Source organism: Candidatus Margulisiibacteriota bacterium, from assembly GCA_003242895.1.
Classification (GTDB): Bacteria; Margulisbacteria; Riflemargulisbacteria; order GWF2-39-127; family GWF2-39-127; genus GWF2-39-127.
Genome location: QKMY01000019.1, coordinates 131,717 through 148,573 on the forward strand (window position 1 = coordinate 131,717; position 16,857 = coordinate 148,573).

The window sequence follows — 16,857 nt, forward strand, 5'->3', positions numbered from 1 at the left end:
CAGTCGATAAATAAATTTCATGCAGGAGTTGACAATGATGAAAAATTTGAAAAATAAGTTTGTAGTAATAAAGAAATTTTTGTTTGTGTCGCTTGCGGTTGTTACCATCGGACTAGGTTGGAAATTGCCGGTACTCGGGTATATTGTCCCGGTTGTTATGCTAACAGCTGTAGTCTTAAGCTTATATAACGGGAGATATCATTGTGGGAATATTTGTCCGCGGGGAATGTTTTTAAGTGTTTTTTTTATTAAAAAATCAAAAAATGCATTAATTCCGGTTTTTTTTAAAAAGATGAGTTTCCGGCTTATGGTAATGGGTGTCTTAATGGGATTCCTGGTTTTTCGTATCGCTCAAAACCCTACCTCGATTGATTATGTTGGTCGGGTTTTTTGGCTTATGTGCGCTGTTACCACAGGAATTGGAATAATTCTGGGTTTTATTTATAAGCCGAGGACCTGGTGTTCTTTTTGCCCTGTCGGAACAATGCAAAAAATAATTGGCAGGCATTCGACAAATATTCAGATAGATAAAAATCTTTGTTTGAATTGTAAAGTATGTGAAAAAAAATGTCCTATAAATATTGATATATTATCCACAGTGAAAGAAACCGAAGTTACCGGCAGCGATTGCCTGAAATGCTCCTTGTGTATATCTCAATGTCCTAAAAAAGCGCTCTCATGGGGATCCTGATTATAGAAATCCAGGAACCCGGTCCTTCAATTATAATATATAATAGCTTATTATTTTTTTTGAGATATTTTTTTTGAGATATAGTGGGTTTTGCGATTTTTAATTCCTATAAATATAGTAGTTGATTAAACAATAATATAAGTATTATAGTGCTGGTCAATTAATGCTGACGATGCACACTATTTATAAAGGAAAGCCGGTAGATTTATGAATAAAATTAAATATTTCAATGACCTCAAAATAATACCGTTAGGCGGGTGTGAAGAAGTTGGCCGCAATATGACTGTTTTCGAATACCGGGACGATATTGTGATCCTCGATATGGGAATACAATTCCCGGATGAGGATATGCCTGGAATGGATTACATTATTCCAAACACGAAATACCTGGAAGGTAAAGAAAAAAAAATAAAAGGAGTGATATTCAGTCATGGGCATCTCGACCATATCGGAGCGGCGCCGATCCTTTTGGAAAAACTTGGCAATCCCCCGATTATCGGACGAGACCTGACCCTTTCTTTGATCAAAGACCGGCAGGATGATTATAAGAAAGGTACGTCTAATAAGTTAAAAACAACCTATATTAAGGACATAAATCAGATAATTCCCTTAGGGAAGCTGACTATAAAGTTTTTCAGGATTATGCATTCCATAATGGACGCGGTCGGGGTCATTATCGAAAGCCCGGCAGGTACTGCAATACACCCGGGAGATTGGACAATGGAGCGGGATGATAATGGAAACTCTACTATTGATTATCGTCACTTGAGGGACCTGAGCAAGCCGACCGTGCTCATGCTGGAAAGTCTTGGCGCGACCAGGAAAGAAAGGCTTGGAAATTGGGAGGACGTTTATGAAAACCTGTTCGAGATTATTAACATGGCAACCGGACGGGTTCTTATCGGCACCTTTGCATCCCAGATAGAACGTATTGAGTGGATTATTGAGATAGCGCAAAAAACAGATAAGAAGGTAGCTTTGGACGGGTATTCCATGAAAAAAAATGTTGAGTTAGTAATTAAACTCGGCTATCTGAAAGTGGACAAAGGCACGTTGATCCCTATTGAAAGGATCCGTGATTATCCCGATGAAAAGGTCGTTATGATCTGTACCGGCGCCCAGGGGGAGGAAAATGCTGTTTTGTCGAGGATCGTCAATCGTTCCCATCGTCATATTAAGCTGAAAAAGAGCGATACGGTTATTTTTTCCTCTTCGGTTATCCCTGGTAACGAGAGGATGATCCAGCGACTGAAAGATAATATATACCGGCAATGCGATCATGTGGTCCATAGCGAAATCATGGACGTTCATATGGGAGGCCATGCTACGCAAAAAGATATCCTGCAAATGATCGAAATGATTCAGCCAACCTATTTTATGCCGGTCTATGCCAACCATTATCTTCTGAAGGAAGCTGCTTTTCTGGCACAGCGGAGCGGATTCCCTCAAAACAGGATATTCGTTCCTGATAACGGATCTACTTTAGTTGTGAATAAAGAAAAAGCCAGTTTCACCGGCAAGAAAGTACCGAGTAATTACGTCTTTGTTGACGGATTAGGTGTCAGCGATATGCAGCATATCGTTTTGCGGGACAGGCAGGTACTTGCCGAGGATGGTATGGTAGTCATCATTGCGACGGTCGTTAATCAAACCGGGGAACTGTCCCAGAACCCTGATATTATTTCGAGGGGATTTGTTTTTCTTAAAGAGAATCGGGAATTGATTGCGGAATTGCGCAGAAAGGTCAGAAATCTTGTGGTCGAGTCAAAACCGCTTACCTGGGCTGATACAAGGCAAATCAAAGATGATATTCGTGAAGGAGTAGGAAAGTTCCTTTTTAAGAAAACCCAAAAAAGACCGATGATCCTTCCTGTAGTGATAGAAGTTTGAATATATGAAAGATATATAAAAATATATTATCACAAGGAGCGATACCATGACTGACATAAACTATGAAAAAGCCATTTTTGCCGGAGGATGTTTCTGGTGTATGCAGCCTCCTTTTCAAAAACTTGATGGGGTAATTGCTGTTACTTCCGGGTATACAGGAGGGACAAAAGAGAACCCTACCTATGAAGAAGTGTCTACTGGAAAGACCGGTCATGTCGAAGCTGTCGAGATTGTGTATGATCCTAAAAAGGTGTCTTACGATAAGTTGCTCGAAGTATTCTGGGAACAGATTGATCCCACGGATGAGAATGGACAGTTTTTTGACAGGGGGCCTCAGTACGTTCCCGCTGTTTTCTATCTTAACGACGAACAAAAACAATCGGCAGAAAAGTCAAAGAAAGCGCTTGAGGATAGTAAGCGATTTGATAAACGGCTGGTTATAAAAATTCTGCCTGCCTCGAAATTTTACGAAGCGGAAGAGTATCACCAGGACTTTTATAAGAAAAGCCCGGCAAGGTACAATACCTACAAAGCAGCTTCAGGAAGAGAACAATATCTTGCCAGAATCTGGAAAGAAAAAGATTCTGATTCTTCAGGAAAGAAGTAATGTACGAAGCAGGTATGATATTTTGCTTTCCTTAAATATTTACGGTAGCAGAAGCCTTTATTATGTGAAGTTATTGTAATATTATGAAGATGTGCGCTGGATAATCCCGTGGTTGCAGCCAAATTGCGATAACTATTTGCCTTCCGTAAATTCATCGATAATCTTAATAGAGCGAGATTCGCAAAATCCCATTTTATATTAATAAAGGAGATTCATATGAAAAGAACTATTCCGTATTTTTTTGTGCTTTTGGCTGGGTTAAGTATTGCGGGGTGCAGCCAGCATATTTCCAAGGTGTATGATGATCGGGAGGATAAAGATATAGTAGTAGTTAATAATAAAGAACAGGTTATAGCGCAGGGAATTGTTAATCTTAACCTTCCCGTTGGGACTAGCTTGCGTACTTCTGGTATTGCCAGTCAGATAGCAACCCAATCTATAGCCATTAGCGTGACATCCCCAAGTTTTCTTAAGTTTTCTGTTTCCAATAATAACCTGCTGTTCAATGTCGACGACCTCTATCCGGTGCAAGCAACGGGTAATATTTCTCTCTCTCTCAAGACTAATCAGATTGACATCGTGGCTTCAGATAATGTAACCGGTGTTTTTGTGAGAGCTTACTTGTCCAACAATGAAACGGGGCTCCGAGGTAACTTGATTACCGGTAGCGTACTTCCCCTCAAGATAAACACGAATAGCGGTACGTTTATGCAACTTGGAGCTTTGCCTTTGATATTGAAAACCTTTGATGTCAGCCAGCAAAAACCGATCAATGAGACAATGATCCTTGGACTGACTGCCGATTTTACTCAGGCATTGAACCAGACTTATTCAACGGGTATAGTTCTGGAATTCGTTAAAACTATTAACTAGTGAACTAATCTCAAGAGCGATTTTCTTGTTGTAATTATTATTTGCTGGCCTGGACTCGAAATTCCAGGCCAGTACTGCAAGTGTGTTTATTGTTACATTTTTATCAGCTATTCAGACCCTCTTTAGCGGGGATTTCTACTTCCCTTTTTTAATTTTCCTGAATGCCTTTTGGGATAATTCTGCTAGTAATTTAATTCGAGGCATGGATAGCTTTTCCCCTGACCATATGAAGTCATCCGCTAACTGTTCAGTCCTACTAGATGCTCTATTCACTGTCTGACTATAATTTATGGTTCATACAAATTACCTTTTTAATAAAAGAATTATATCCTGCATTGGAACAAAATCACTTCGCAAGCCTTCAATACCTAATGACCAACCAGCAATCTTGCCTTTCTATTGTAATTATCTTATAGCATGAACAAAAAGTTATAGGTGAATTTTATGTTTACACACAAAACAAATTTTATTTTTTATTCGTGTAAACTGACTGATTTTGTCTGGGTGGCTATGCTATAATATCATAATAGATAACTTCCATGAAATGTTTATGTGTTGCTGATTGGCGATTGCTGGATGATTTTTGCTATGCCGGTTAATTGGATGATGTAGGTTGAGACCCAGGGACCTGCGGCTTTTGTGAGGTTGTTACTGTGACATTAAATCGGGGGGATCTTTTTTTATGGAAGAAAATACTGATAAAAAATATTATGCACACACTATGCCTGACAAAGGTCCGGAAGAGTGGCAATTTCTGGAAGATCATTTGCAGAATGTAGCGAGGATGGCAGGAGAGTTTGCTTCTGAGTTTGAATCAAGAGAATGGGCATGTTTCGCTGGTTTATGGCATGATCTTGGTAAATATTCGAGTGCTTTTCAGGAGTATATTGGAAAATGTGGAATCCAGCTTGATGAAGATGAAGACACAGCTATTATTGGAAATAAGAAAAGCGATCATACTTCTGCTGGCGCAATATGGGCAAAAGAACGTTTATTTGATCAAGGTTTTTCTAAAGGATTACAACATATATTGTCGTATGTAATTGCAGGACATCATGCAGGATTACATAATTGGCATAATGAGATCGGAATTAGTGGTAATTTGCAGAGCCGTTTAGAGAAAATAGAATTACTGGAAGATATAAGATCTAAGATTAATAAGACCATTAACATAGCGATTATCTTAAAACCGCCTTGTGGCAAAGCTCTTACGGATGAGGCAATACATTTATGGATGCGTATGATCTTTTCTTGTTTGGTCGATGCAGATCGGCTCGACACGGAAAAATTTATGAACCTTGATTTGTTTAGCCAGCGTAAACAATATTTAACTCTTAATGCTTTGAACGTTTTATTTGATCAGCATATGAATGAACTCAAAAATAATGCAAAAGATACCTTCGTTAATAGGATTAGGGCAAATATTTTAAAACAATGTATGCAGAAAGGTATCGGTACTCCAGGTTTTTTCTCAATAACAGTACCTACTGGGGGAGGGAAGACCCTTTCTTCTATGGCTTGGGCATTGGAACACGCTAGAAAACACAATAAAAAAAGAATAGTTTTTGCTATTCCCTATACCAGTATCATTACCCAAACTGCACAAATTTACCGTGATATTTTCGGGGAAGAAAATGTAGTTGAGCATCATAGCAATATTGATGAAGATACAAGATCACAAGCATCTAAACTAGCTTCTGAAAACTGGGATGCACCAATCATAATAACCACTAATGTTCAGCTTTTTGAATCCCTTTTTGCAGCAAAAACATCACGATGCCGCAAACTCCATAATCTTGCTAACAGTATAATTATCCTGGATGAAGTCCAAATGCTTCCACCGGATTTTTTGAAACCAATAATATCAGCGTTAAAAACACTTGTTGAATATTTTAAGGTTTCCGTATTGTTTTCATCTGCAACCCAACCCGCGTTAGTAGGGGCAATAGGAGCGCAACGTTCTGAATTTATAGGGTTAGAAAGTGTTAGTGAAATAATTGATAATCCCACAGTACTTTCAGAACAACTTAAACGTGTTTACGTGAATATGCCTGAACTACATGCCGATGCCCCATCTTGGCGTAGTATTGCTGATGAGTTAAATCAATATGAACAAGTGCTATGTATCCTTAATACTCGAAAAGATTGCCGGGAACTTTATAAGCTTATGCCGGAAGATACCGAGCATTTATCGCGATTAATGTGTTCTCAGCATATTCTTGATTCTATAGATAAAATAAAACAAAAATTGAAAAAAGGAGAGCCAGTCAGAGTTGTAAGTACTCAATTGATAGAGGCTGGAGTTGATATCGATTTTCCTGTTGTGTACAGATCATTAGCTGGGCTTGATTCAATAGCACAATCTGCTGGACGTTGTAACCGCGAGGGCAAGCTAAACGAATCGGATCAATTAGGTCAGGTTAAAATTTTTAAGTCGCCTAATGGCGTACCTGTAGGCTTTATAAGAAAAGGTGTAGATACGACGAAAGAGCTGTTATCAAAAAAATATCAAGATTATTTAACACCAGAGATATTTAAAGAATATTTTCATTTGTTTTATTCTAAGGTGAATAAATTTGATAAAGCTGAAATAGATGAACTATTAGTTCGAAATGCCCAAGAAATGAAGTTTCAATTTGCCACAGCTGCTAAGGAGTTTTGTTTAATTGATGATAAAGATTCAAGAAGCTTTATTGTTCATTATAAGGATAGTAGCAATTTAATAGAGCAATTAAAACGTAAAGGCCCAGAAAACTGGCTTTTGAGAAAACTTCAGCGTTATACCTTGTCAGTAAAGAAATCTGATTTCGATAGATTGAAAGATCAGCAGCGAATTATTCCCTATGACGGTATATGGGTTCAATCGGATATCAATCTTTATAATCAAAAGATCGGATTGAAATTTGATGACGAGTGGTTAGATGAATTATTACTTGGATAAAAGAGAGGAGGATTGTGTGATAGAAAAATTTTATAATAAAGAATTTTGTATTGAAGTAAGTGGGGATTATGCGTGTTTTACGCGTCCGGAAATGAAGGTTGAGCGTGTGAGTTATGATGTAATAACTCCTTCTGCTGCCCGGGGTGTTTTTGAGGCTATTTTCTGGAAGCCTGCAATTAGATGGCAGGTAACAAAAATCGAGGTGCTAAGTCCGATAAAATGGATATCAGTACGTCGTAATGAAGTTGGGGCGTTAATAAGTGATCGTGTAAAGGAGTTGTTCATCGAACCTAATCGACAGCAGCGAGCGGGGTTGTTTTTGCGGGATGTTATATATAGGCTTCATGCTGAGCTGGTATTTATTAATCCTTTGGATCGCAAAAAGATCAGAATTGCGACACTAGATACACTTATCGATAATGAGGAAAAAGAGCTATTGAGAAAAGATGAAAATCCCGGGAAATATAATGCGATCTTTGAGCGAAGAGCAAAAAAAGGTCAGTGCTTCAATCAGCCATATCTTGGGTGTCGCGAATTTTCTGCTGCTTTTAGATATATAGAAAATATATCAGAAGAAACTATTCGACCAATTAATGAAACTCGTGATTTGGGGTATATGCTTTATGATATGGATTTCTCAGATATCAACGATCCTAAACCGATGTTTTTTCGGGCAAAAATAGAGAATGGTGTAGTCACAGTTCCTCCAATAGATAGTGAGGAGGTGAAGCGATGATCTTACAATCACTACATGAGTATTACCAGCGCAAGGCAGCTGATCCCGAAAGCAAAATTCCCCCACAAGGTTTTGGGTGGAAAGAAATACCATTTCTGATAGTTATTGATAAAGATGGTAATTTTATTAATCTGGAATCAGTAAGAGTTGGTGCTTCAAGGAAGGACTTTTTAGTATTGAAAACGAGGGGAAGATCTGGTGCTAATTCTTGGCAAACATCAAATGTGTTATGGGATCACTACGGGTATGTATTGGCGTGTCCTAAAGATAACACGGGAAAAGCAAAAGTTGATGCTCAGAAACAACATAGTTCATTTCTTGCTTATGTGAATGAATTAACAGAAAAATATCCATTAAATGAGCAATTTAAGGCTGTAAAAAAGTTTTATGAGCGAGAAGATCAACGAAAGGACATTTTAAAACATGAATATTGGAACGATTGCTACAAGATTTCTGGCTGTAATCTATCCTTTAAGTTGGTTGGTGAAACTAAGTTAGTAGCAGAGCATGAAGATTTAAAAAGTTTTGTGATTTGTGATAAAAAAGATGAGGGAGAGTCAAAAGGAACTGGCCCAATTAACAATACTGAAGGAATTTGTCTGATTACGGGAGAACGGGGGGAAATCGCAGTTTTGCATACAGCGACTTCTGTGCCGGGTGGAAAAAGTGGAGGAAAGCTTGTTGGTTTTCAGAAAAATTCTGGTTATGATTCTTACTATAAAGAACAAGGATTAAACGCACCTGTATCAAAAAAAGCTGAAGACGCATATACAACAGCTCTTAACACGTTATTAAGTAAGGATTCAAAAAATAAATTTAAAATTACTGATACGATTGTTCTTTTCTGGGCCGAAAAGAAAACAGACTTTGAAAAGTATTTCCCCTTTTTCTTTGCTTGCCCGCAAAAAGATGATCCTGATAGAAATTCTCAGGAAATTAAGACATTGTTTGAGTCAATACGGTCAGGTAAATTAAATGCAGACAATAACAATAAGTTTTATATTTTAGGGTTAGCACCTAATGCAGCCCGTATATCTGTTCGTTTCTGGAAAATACGCACGGTAAAAGAGTTTGGAGAATCAATCGCACAACATTTTGAAGATTTGGAAATAGTCCGTGGAAAAAAAGATGAGCATGAATATTTTTCTCTTTTTAATTTACTGACTAGTATAGTTTTGGATTACAAAATGGATAATGTACCTCCCAACCTTACTGGTGCACTAATAGCGAGTATACTCGATGGAACTCCCTATCCAGCAACATTACAGCAGCAATGTATTCGGCGTATTCGCGCTGAGCAGCATGTTACTCGCGTTCGCGCAGCTATACTAAAAGCTTATTTGAATAAGCGAAATAGATGTTATAAAAAAAATGAAAAGGAGATAACTATGGCGTTAGACCCGACGAATACGAATCAAGGGTATTTGACCGGCAGATTATTCGCAGTGCTTGAAAAGATACAGGAAGAAGCTCAGCCGGGGATCAATTCAACTATAAAGGATCGTTATTATGGTGCGGCATCAAGTACTCCTGTAATTGTTATGCCAAGATTACTAGGCTTATCTAGTCATCATCTTGGGAAGCTAAACCCCGGTCGTAAGTTTAATTTAGAAAGACTTGTCGGTGAAATCATTAATGATATTGATGGTAATAAAAATTTCCCTGCGCATATGTCTCTTGATGATCAGTCACGTTTTGCGATTGGCTATTATCATCAGCGTCAGGATTTGTTTACTAAAAAATAATTATAAATAAAAAAAGGAGAAATGATTATGGACGAGAAGATTATTAAGAATAGGTATGAATTTATTTTGTTATTTGATGTGCAAGACGGGAATCCTAATGGTGACCCGGATGCAGGGAACTTGCCACGAGTTGATGCAGAAACTGGGCTGGGCTTAGTTACTGATGTATGCTTAAAAAGAAAAGTGCGTAATTATGTTCAGATTATTAAAGAACAGGATAAAAGTAATGAAAGAAAATATGATATTTATGTTAAAGAAAAAGCTGTATTAGGTCGGGCACATGTTGAGGCGTTTCACGACTTGAAAATAGAACTTGGTGAAGGTGCAACCATAAATATTCCTGATAATTTAAAAGAGGATTTTGAGGATTACAATTTACCTGATGGTCTTAGTATTATTGATGATGAAGATACTCTAGTATTAGTTGTGGCAGCAGATGCTGATAAAAAGCAAATTAAAGAATATTTGAAGGAATCAAAACCTTCGAAGGAATTAAAGAAATTTATTGATGATTCAATAAAAAATGTGAAATCTCGTAAACCAACGGCTGATGAGACGGAGAAAGGTCGAGACTGGATGTGTAAGAATTTTTATGACATCAGAACTTTTGGCGCAGTATTATCTTTAAAGTCAGCTCCTAATTGTGGACAGGTTCGTGGTCCGATACAACTAACTTTTGCCAGATCGATTGACCCAGTAGTTGCTCTCGAACATTGCATTACTCGTATGGCAGTAGCAACAGAAGCTGAAGCTGAAAAGCAAGGTGGAGATAATCGTACAATGGGGAGAAAATACACGATACCTTATGGTTTGTATAAGGCTCACGGATTTGTTTCTTCTCATTTAGCAGCACAAACAGGGTTTGACAAGGATGATTTGGAATTATTGTGGGAAGCAATTGAAAATATGTTTGATCATGATCATTCCGCAGCTCGAGGTTTGATGGCAACAAGAAACCTTATCATTTTTAAACATGAGTTACCTTTAGGTAATGCTTCTGCCAATAAATTATTCGATTTGGTAACTGTAGAAAAAACAGATAAAGACAAACCCACCAGATCTTATAATGATTACACTGTCACTATCGATAAATCCAATCTTCCTAAAGGAGTAACAATCGATGATGCCAGTGTTCTCACAGGCGTAACAATCATAGAAAAATTATAATGCGATAACGGAATGTAGTACGGAACGGTCGCGACCGTTCCCTACAATTAACCGAAACAGGAAAAATTATTGATGATAGAATTAATTGGCTACTGGATCAGTATGAATGTGTAGAAATCGATGAATATATTATTATGCCGGATCACGTGCATAAATGATATCGTAGGGAACGGTCGTGACCGTTCCCTACATTGATATGTTTAATAAGGACAACTAATAGTGAAGGAAAGAAAAAAACAAAGGTTACCTGATTTCGATTATGGACGCCCTGGATGGTATTTTGTTACATCATGTGTGAAGAATAGTTTTTATCCATTGTCAGTATTATCGAATGCAGTCAGCGGCGAATCGATTAATATCGTAGGGAACGGTCGCGACCGTTCCCTACAAAATAAAATAAAACCATTACCGGAATTGATGGGGGCATTTAAAACAACATCTTCTAAATTGATTCGTCAGAATATAGATCCTTCTTTTTCGTGGCAGAAATCATACCACGATCGAATTATTCGTAATGATGACGAATTGAACCGGATTCGAATGTATATTAGAAATAACCCTGCTAACTATAAATACAAGGAATGTTGATATATGTATTCGGAAGACTCTACTGTTATGTTATCTGCTTTACAGCACTATCAGTTCTGTCCACGGCAATGCGCATTGATTCATGTCGAGCAGATCTGGGAAGAAAATTATTTGACTGCCCAGGGCCGGGTCATGCACGAACGGGCTGATAGTGAAGAAAATGAAAAAAGAAAAGATGTCCGAATCGAACGAAGTATAGCTTTGACCTCGATGCAAATGGGATTAAGAGGCAAAGCTGATGTGGTTGAGTTTCATTTTGATAAGCAGACAAGGAAATGGAATCCTTATCCGGTGGAATATAAACGAGGCAAGCCAAAAGTCGATGAGTGTGACAAGGTCCAACTATGTGCCCAGGCTCTCTGCCTGGAAGAAATGATGAGTACAACTATACCCGAAGGTGCACTGTTCTACGGTAAGACCAGACGGCGGGAAGTTGTCTATTGTGATGAAGCGCTCCGTAATACAACAATTCGGATTGCACATGAGGTGCACAAACTGATTGATAATGGCATAGTACCTATGGCACAATATGAGAAAAAGTGCGATTCATGTTCTCTGGTTGATGTATGTATGCCAAAAAAGAATATAAAGCAAGTTAGTTATTATATGAATAAGGTTTTAAAGGAGATTGTTTGTGAATAATTCTGATTTGATATTATACCAGGCCGAAGATGGTCAGACCAATCAGGTTGAAGGGGAGCGATAGATGGAATTAGATGCAGAGCAAGAAGCTTATCAGGATGACATAGCTTTTAATAGTCTTCAAGAAATAATTAAAGAGAATAAATTTAAATGAAAAAGCTTCTCAATACTTTATTTGTTACAACTCAAGGCGCGTACCTCAACAAAGAAGGCGAGACTGTTGTTGTTTCTGTTGATAAAGAAAAAAGATTGCAACTGCCTATTCTGACGCTTGATGGAATAGTTTGTTTTGGTCAAGTCAGTATGAGCCCTTACCTGATGGGGTTTTGTGCAGAGAGGAATGTGACGGTTTCTTTTTTGACGGAATGGGGTAAATTTTTGGCTAGCATACATGGCAAGACTGCTGGTAATGTTCTGCTTAGACGTGAGCAATACCGCTGGGCTGATAATCTTGAACAGTCTGCATTAATGGCGAGGAACATGATTATAGGTAAAGTAGCTAATTGCCGGACTGTTATTAACCGGGTGTTACGTGACCATAAAGATAAGGTTAATGAACCGAAACTTGCCTCAGTAGCTAAATCAATGGCTTATTCAATAGATCAACTCAGGAACTGTAACGATCTTGACCATATCCGCGGTATAGAAGGGGACTCGGCTCATAATTATTTTGATACTTTTAATGAATTAATTACTAACAAAAAAGCTTGCTTTCGTTTTGATACTCGTAATCGTCGTCCGCCACTTGATATTGTTAACTGCTTATTATCTTTTGTTTATACCTTACTGATGCATGATATCCGGTCCGGACTGGAAACAGTAGGTCTGGATCCTTACGTAGGCTTCCTGCATCGTGATAGGCCTGGTCGGGCAAGCCTGGCCCTGGATATGATGGAAGAATTCCGGGCTTGTATTGCTGACAGATTAGTTTTGTCTTTAATTAATAGAGGACAGATAGATGAAAAAGGTTTTACTAAATCGGAATCCGGAGCTGTGCTTATGAATGACGATACAAAGAAAACCGTTTTGTCAGAATACCAGAAACGCAAACAGGAAGAGATAACTCACCCGTTTTTAGAAGAGAAAGTTAGTGTCGGACTATTGTTCTATATTCAGGCTCTTTTGCTGGCACGATATATTCGTGGCGATTTGGATGGATATCCTGTTTTTTTATGGAAGTGATTTTGTATTATGATGGTATTAGTAAGTTATGATGTTATGACCTCCAGTACGGGAGGAAAAAAACGCTTACGCAGAGTCGCAAAAGCGTGCAAGAATTACGGACTCAGGGTTCAATGCTCTGTTTTTGAGTGTAATGTTGATCCGGCCCAGTGGGTCGCTTTGAAGCAGCAACTGCTTGAGATCATTGATATTGCAAAAGATAGCTTGCGATTTTATTACCTTGGTTCTAACTGGCGAACCAGAGTAGAGCATGTAGGCGCAAAAGAAGTGCGCGATTTAGAAGCTCCTCTAATAATCTGATGCGAACCCATAGTGACCATAAATTCCCTGGAAGGTTCGCGAATTTAAAATTTTGTTATTATTATAATGATTTTTAAAAATGTTTTTTGCTGATATACTTAAGATAAATTAAATATCCTTAAGTATCGCGAAAAAGCCTCTTGTAAGCTTAGCAGTTATTAGCTCTCACAAAAGGCAGTCGCTCCCTACGCGGGAGCGTGGATTGAAACTAAAAAGTACCGAACTTACTATTGATGGCAGAAAGTCGCTCCCTACGCGGGAGCGTGGATTGAAACTAGGGGAAAAGTAGTACCCCTTAAGAAATTGAAAGTCGCTCCCTACGCGGGAGCGTGGATTGAAACCTGCATGGTAAGGAGCGATACCGATTCAAACTAGTCGCTCCCTACGCGGGAGCGTGGATTGAAACGAGTTTTACCCGACTTCAAAAGAGATGATAAGGCCAAGTCGCTCCCTACGCGGGAGCGTGGATTGAAACAATTACTGTTTGGTAGCCATTATCTGCAAATATGGTCGCTCCCTACGCGGGAGCGTGGATTGAAACGGTATGAAAACATCCAACATAATGATTTACCTTATGTCGCTCCCTACGCGGGAGCGTGGATTGAAACTTTCAAAATCAAACATTTGACCATTGTAAAAGGTCGCTCCCTACGCGGGAGCGTGGATTGAAACATGATGACCCCACGGATAGTGTATCAAGTGGTCAGTCGCTCCCTACGCGGGAGCGTGGATTGAAACTTCCTTGAGGCTATTGCAAATACGCAAGAAATAGGTCGCTCCCTACGCGGGAGCGTGGATTGAAACTGTAACCTTGCGTTTTCTATTCTTCCAAAGGGCTTGTCGCTCCCTACGCGGGAGCGTGGATTGAAACAGTTGAATCATCAGCCCTTACTCCTGCTATTTTCGTCGCTCCCTACGCGGGAGCGTGGATTGAAACTGTCTGACAAGGAAAATGACGTAATCTATGTGGGTCGCTCCCTACGCGGGAGCGTGGATTGAAACTCTCATATAACATTTCAAAGAACACCTTGACTTCGTCGCTCCCTACGCGGGAGCGTGGATTGAAACTACGGTTCCACAAGCGATACGCACTTTAGGCACGTCGCTCCCTACGCGGGAGCGTGGATTGAAACCTCCAACACCAGAAGAACGCTTGAAACGTCTTGGTCGCTCCCTACGCGGGAGCGTGGATTGAAACTATAGCCAAAGCGGTCTGCCACCAAGACCACTTCGTCGCTCCCTACGCGGGAGCGTGGATTGAAACTCCTTCTAGTTCATCCTCGCTACCTTCGAGATCGTCGCTCCCTACGCGGGAGCGTGGATTGAAACTCATTAGAAGGCAGGGAATACCTCAGAGAGCTTGGTCGCTCCCTACGCGGGAGCGTGGATTGAAACCTCCTTGCATCTATTATTTTTACCGTTACTTTTGTGTCGCTCCCTACGCGGGAGCGTGGATTGAAACATAAAAATCAAACCATTGGAGCAAAATTTGCAGTCGCTCCCTACGCGGGAGCGTGGATTGAAACTATTTCCTCAATTACTCGCCCCATCAAAGATGGTCGCTCCCTACGCGGGAGCGTGGATTGAAACTGGCAATAATACTCGTGGTTTTCTCTTGGCTCCGGTCGCTCCCTACGCGGGAGCGTGGATTGAAACATCAAAATCACCTTCAGGAAGTACGACAGTTTTAGTCGCTCCCTACGCGGGAGCGTGGATTGAAACCATCACAAAGCTATATAATCCATTAGCGCCAAAAGTCGCTCCCTACGCGGGAGCGTGGATTGAAACCTGTCACACCAGTTGCGTTCGCTTCTGAAATCGTGTCGCTCCCTACGCGGGAGCGTGGATTGAAACCACATATGCCGAAACATTTGAACGGAATCGATAAGTCGCTCCCTACGCGGGAGCGTGGATTGAAACCGGTGGTGAGTTGATACTCGGTGGAGGCCAATCCAGTCGCTCCCTACGCGGGAGCGTGGATTGAAACTGGGAAAGAAACGCAGCACCCCAAACCAACGATAGTCGCTCCCTACGCGGGAGCGTGGATTGAAACAAGCGTTGATTTGCCTGCACCGTTCGGTCCCATTGTCGCTCCCTACGCGGGAGCGTGGATTGAAACGCTTTCGACAAGTTTATTAATATACGCTGACTGGTCGCTCCCTACGCGGGAGCGTGGATTGAAACAACAAGCGCAAGGCGAATCCCTCTCTAGCTATTATGTCGCTCCCTACGCGGGAGCGTGGATTGAAACTGACTTTCCCTCAGCTAACCACTTCAAAACCTTTGTCGCTCCCTACGCGGGAGCGTGGATTGAAACATCTTCTTTCAGTGCGACATGACCAAAAAGACCAGGTCGCTCCCTACGCGGGAGCGTGGATTGAAACCACTCAATCAAAAATAATTACACGATTGCTATTGTCGCTCCCTACGCGGGAGCGTGGATTGAAACTGGTTTCATCTTCCTTGCTCCGTCATATTATAATGTCGCTCCCTACGCGGGAGCGTGGATTGAAACATTATCCCAGTAACAACAAAGTTTTGTACCCATGTCGCTCCCTACGCGGGAGCGTGGATTGAAACTCGAATATCTGTAATGGCCCACCATCCTGAGTGATGGTCGCTCCCTACGCGGGAGCGTGGATTGAAACGAAAAAAAGTAATAACGCTGGCGATAAGGTCCGTATGTCGCTCCCTACGCGGGAGCGTGGATTGAAACTAACTATCATTCTCCCAGTAACTTTTTTTGCTGGGTCGCTCCCTACGCGGGAGCGTGGATTGAAACCCATTTCCCCTTGCCAGCGCCCCAAGTGAATAATGTCGCTCCCTACGCGGGAGCGTGGATTGAAACCCTCAACAAATCGTTTTCCCTGAGAGAATACTTTGGTCGCTCCCTACGCGGGAGCGTGGATTGAAACTTGATAGGCTCTAGGCTTACAACTACTTCCGGAGTCGCTCCCTACGCGGGAGCGTGGATTGAAACCGGAGAGGCAGCTGCTTTTGCTGCAAGGGCTATGGTCGCTCCCTACGCGGGAGCGTGGATTGAAACAGAATATTTAATGTTTATGACGGTAAAAATAACTGTCGCTCCCTACGCGGGAGCGTGGATTGAAACAATTTATCTTCAAGCTCTTTTTGATCTTTGGTCAGTCGCTCCCTACGCGGGAGCGTGGATTGAAACTTTCTCAAATTCACGGCCTGCAAATTTCATTACGTCGCTCCCTACGCGGGAGCGTGGATTGAAACTTTAGCCCTGTGAGCTTGGTTCCTCAAATTGCTCGTCGCTCCCTACGCGGGAGCGTGGATTGAAACACTGAAAGGCTCTATACAGGGAGTACGCCGACTAGGTCGCTCCCTACGCGGGAGCGTGGATTGAAACCATCTTACAGCAGGAGAGTTGATTTTGCAGGTTAGTCGCTCCCTACGCGGGAGCGTGGATTGAAACAATTAATTCCGGTTCCCGGTAGAGATTAAATTCCGGTCGCTCCAGACATTATG

General features: G+C 40.7%; 12 protein-coding genes and 1 CRISPR repeat array. All 12 genes read left to right on the top strand.

The features are described from left to right. The first annotated feature begins 19 nt into the window (after positions 1 to 19). The 12 genes from DKM50_02040 to cas2 all read left to right on the top strand — a co-directional run bounded on the left by DKM50_02040 (position 20) and on the right by cas2 (position 13,362). Positions 20 to 691: a hypothetical protein gene (locus DKM50_02040; GenBank protein ID PZM83684.1), complete on the top strand. Its 672-nt coding sequence runs from the start codon at positions 20 to 22 to the stop codon at positions 689 to 691. Between the two features lie 207 nt (positions 692 to 898). Next, entirely contained in the window at positions 899 to 2,581 is a 1,683-nt protein-coding gene (locus tag DKM50_02045; protein ID PZM83685.1) for a ribonuclease J, read from the top strand. 55 nt (positions 2,582 to 2,636) lie between these two features. Next, the gene (msrA, locus tag DKM50_02050; GenBank protein PZM83695.1) at positions 2,637 to 3,188 is read left to right on the top strand and encodes a peptide-methionine (S)-S-oxide reductase; all 552 of its coding nucleotides are present in this window, start codon (positions 2,637 to 2,639) and stop codon (positions 3,186 to 3,188) included. A 216-nt stretch (positions 3,189 to 3,404) separates the two neighbouring features. Next, the gene (locus DKM50_02055; GenBank protein ID PZM83686.1) at positions 3,405 to 4,061 is read left to right on the top strand and encodes a hypothetical protein; all 657 of its coding nucleotides are present in this window, start codon (positions 3,405 to 3,407) and stop codon (positions 4,059 to 4,061) included. A gap of 721 nt (positions 4,062 to 4,782) precedes the next feature. Further along, a complete protein-coding gene (locus DKM50_02060; protein ID PZM83696.1) occupies positions 4,783 to 7,002 on the top strand; it encodes a CRISPR-associated helicase/endonuclease Cas3 in 2,220 nt (739 codons plus the stop codon). Continuing rightward, positions 6,983 to 7,738, top strand: a complete 756-nt coding sequence (cas5c, locus tag DKM50_02065) for a type I-C CRISPR-associated protein Cas5 (GenBank protein PZM83687.1) — start codon at positions 6,983 to 6,985, stop codon at positions 7,736 to 7,738. Before DKM50_02060 ends, cas5c begins: the two co-directional genes overlap by 20 nt. Next, positions 7,735 to 9,483, top strand: a complete 1,749-nt coding sequence (cas8c, locus tag DKM50_02070) for a type I-C CRISPR-associated protein Cas8c/Csd1 (GenBank protein ID PZM83688.1) — start codon at positions 7,735 to 7,737, stop codon at positions 9,481 to 9,483. The genes cas5c and cas8c overlap by 4 nt, the downstream gene beginning before the upstream one ends. A 27-nt stretch (positions 9,484 to 9,510) precedes the next feature. After that, positions 9,511 to 10,650 (top strand): type I-C CRISPR-associated protein Cas7/Csd2, encoded by a 1,140-nt coding sequence (cas7c, locus tag DKM50_02075; GenBank protein PZM83689.1) that lies wholly within the window; start codon positions 9,511 to 9,513, stop codon positions 10,648 to 10,650. Positions 10,651 to 10,869: 219 nt separating this feature from the next. Then, complete coding sequence (locus DKM50_02080) at positions 10,870 to 11,238, top strand: hypothetical protein (protein ID PZM83690.1); 369 nt, start codon at positions 10,870 to 10,872, stop codon at positions 11,236 to 11,238. A 3-nt stretch (positions 11,239 to 11,241) separates the two neighbouring features. Beyond that, positions 11,242 to 11,880, top strand: coding sequence for a CRISPR-associated protein Cas4 (gene cas4 / locus DKM50_02085; GenBank protein ID PZM83691.1), 639 nt, complete (start codon positions 11,242 to 11,244; stop codon positions 11,878 to 11,880). A 150-nt stretch (positions 11,881 to 12,030) separates the two neighbouring features. Beyond that, a complete protein-coding gene (locus tag DKM50_02090; GenBank protein ID PZM83692.1) occupies positions 12,031 to 13,062 on the top strand; it encodes a subtype I-C CRISPR-associated endonuclease Cas1 in 1,032 nt (343 codons plus the stop codon). 9 nt (positions 13,063 to 13,071) lie between these two features. Then, positions 13,072 to 13,362, top strand: coding sequence for a CRISPR-associated endonuclease Cas2 (gene cas2 / locus DKM50_02095; protein ID PZM83693.1), 291 nt, complete (start codon positions 13,072 to 13,074; stop codon positions 13,360 to 13,362). A 177-nt stretch (positions 13,363 to 13,539) separates the two neighbouring features. Continuing rightward, positions 13,540 to 16,804: direct repeats of the CRISPR family, unit length 32 nt; unit sequence GTCGCTCCCTACGCGGGAGCGTGGATTGAAAC. Positions 16,805 to 16,857: the final 53 nt, after the last annotated feature.